At 49.1% G+C, this 2,336-nt stretch carries 3 protein-coding genes; all 3 read left to right on the top strand.

Annotation, left to right across the window (positions count from 1 at the left end):
- Positions 1–1,425 (top strand): hypothetical protein (locus M2447_RS13635; RefSeq protein ID WP_277559055.1); only part of this gene is annotated, 1,425 nt, incomplete at its 5' end.
- A gap of 62 nt (positions 1,426–1,487) precedes the next feature.
- On the top strand, positions 1,488–1,751 hold the full coding sequence (locus M2447_RS13630) for a hypothetical protein (protein ID WP_277559054.1): 264 nt from the start codon (positions 1,488–1,490) through the stop codon (positions 1,749–1,751).
- Positions 1,752–1,755: 4 nt separating this feature from the next.
- Positions 1,756–2,336 (top strand): zonular occludens toxin domain-containing protein (locus M2447_RS13625; RefSeq protein WP_277559053.1); only part of this gene is annotated, 581 nt, incomplete at its 3' end.

The following is a 2,336-nucleotide window of genomic DNA, read 5'->3' as shown; positions in this document are numbered from 1 at the left end:
CAAACAATTGAGCTTGGGGCGTTCGAGCCCGGCACGGTGATTCCAATTACATATGGTTCGGGAGTCACGGGTTCTCCTTCATCTTACACGGTGCCAAATTCGCCCGGTGAGCAGGTTTCGTTTTCGGTGAATGCCACGACTGGCGGTGCTGAACAAAAAGGCACGATGAAATACAAAATCGATTTTATAAATAATTCACCTGAACGCTCCTGTCAGGTGATGTTGATGGGGGCGAATTTGAACTGGACAATTTCACCACAAGCGGAAGGCGGGAATGCGCAAAGGGTGCAGGGAACTGCATCGGTTGAGGAGGGAACAGTGACAACTTTGGTTGTTCCGATCTACTGGACGGCTCGTGGTGTGGGCACTACGCACCAAGTCTTTTATACCAATGGAGTGGATAATTATTGGGAGGTTGAAAGTCCTGTCGAATTGGACTACACTGGACCGTCTTATCGAAATATTACGGTAAGTTTGAAGCTGGTTGATCATACAACCGGAAATAAAAAGGTCACCATAATGAAGGGCGGTGAAGCCTTGGTTGATGCTTTGAGCAAAGCAGGCGACACAACAACGGCAAGCTGGGGAGGTGAAGCAAATGACGGTGAGACGATTTGGCTTACGACGAACGACATAGGCCTGACCATAACCAAGTCGCCGTCAAATGGGGTGGTGAGCGCGGACAATACACACTTCGAGTTTGAAGCGGTTTATTATGGCGAGGATGGACCGCCTGTTGAGCCACCAAATCCACCTGTAGAGCCACCGCCCGAACCACCTGAACCGCCCGAGGGCGTTGATCCGGGCAATGGTGCGGGGAGTGTTGAGCCGGGAGGGACTACACCGCCAAAAGGCGGAAGCGATGTTTTAGACGCAGTCAAGAATCTTGAGAAAACAGTCACGGAAGAAGGGCAAAAAGGGCGTGCCGTGATGGCCGATGGATTCAATAAAGTGAACCAGCAAATTTATAATAACACGGTCACAAACCTTGAGGCGTTGCGGCGGGTGCAAGAGTCGGTTCAAAATACTGAATATGCAATTCGTGATGAGGCCGTCAAAACGCGGAATGCAGATAAAGAGAACTTGGAAAATTTGAAGGATTTTTTGACCCCCAAGGGTTCTTCCGATGCGCCCGGGAAAATGGATCTGCCGTCAGAAGTTAATGTGGTTTCCGTTGAAGTGGAAACTAAGCTGGAGAAAATAAACGTGCTTAAAAAGCTTAGTAGTGAACTGCCGCTGGCGGAAGCTCCGGTTTTTGACCTTTCGCTTAATTTGGGTGTAACGACTCTGGATATTTACGCGGATTTTGGACAAGAGCAATATCGACAGCCTGTGAGCAAAGTTCGCGCTCTGTTCCTGTATGTGATGGCGTTTGCCTTCGTTTATATTCTCATGAAAGTAATTGGAAAGGCATGGGGTGCGTAATGTTTTCGACGGGGCCTATAGATTGGCTGGGGGAAAAAATCCAAAATTTGTTTATTTGGCTGTTGAGACATCTCATCGATTTAATTGTCCGGTTGATAGAATTGATTGTCGCGATCGGGGAGAAAATGTTGAAGGCCGTTTTTGATTTAATTGGCGGCATGATAAGCCCCGAAATGACGGAAGAAATCAGGAAAGTTTTGGCTTATGTGGATTATTTTTTTCCACTGCGGGAAGCTGTCGGGTTTGGATTAGTGCTGTTTACCGTGTGGGCGGCGGTAGCGGCGTATCGCGCAATCAAGTCATGGATTCCAACTGTGGGGAGCTAATCACATGTCGCTAAATATAATTTACGGCCTGATGGGCGCGGGGAAAACTTACTATGCGGTTGCCGAGGTGGTGATCGATGCGCTTAAGAACTCAAAGCGTCACATCTACACATCGCTTCCGCTGCGGATTGACCCGCTGATTTTGCATTGTGCCGGGCGAAATAACAGTAAGCGCGCGGAAATGGCCGAACGGCTGCACATTCTGGAGGATGCGGAGAAGCCTGTTTTTAATGACGACGGCTCGCCGCTCCTCGATGGTGAAGGGCAACAGGTGCGGTTGAACGAAGTGAAGAACTTTTGGCGGTTCACGAAACCCAACTCGATTATCATCGTTGATGAAGCGGCCGATCTGTGGGGCGCACGCGATTTCCGCGAAACGGACAAACTCGGTTTGGAAAAAGGCGAATTCGGCTCATACGTCCGTCAACATCGGCATTACAAGGACGACCTGTGGGTCGTCTGTCACAACCTTGAGGACATCGACTCCGGTATGCGGAAGAAATTCCATTTCATCTATCAGGTGTCGAATTCCCGAAACGAAAACATTTTTGATAATAAACTTTTCCGAGGCGTGCGCTGGCCGAT

The organism is Ereboglobus sp. PH5-10 (assembly GCF_029504735.1).
Classification (GTDB): domain Bacteria; phylum Verrucomicrobiota; class Verrucomicrobiia; order Opitutales; family Opitutaceae; genus Ereboglobus.
Note: the sequence above shows the minus strand (reverse complement) of the source record. Positions and strands in the feature narration are given on the sequence as shown.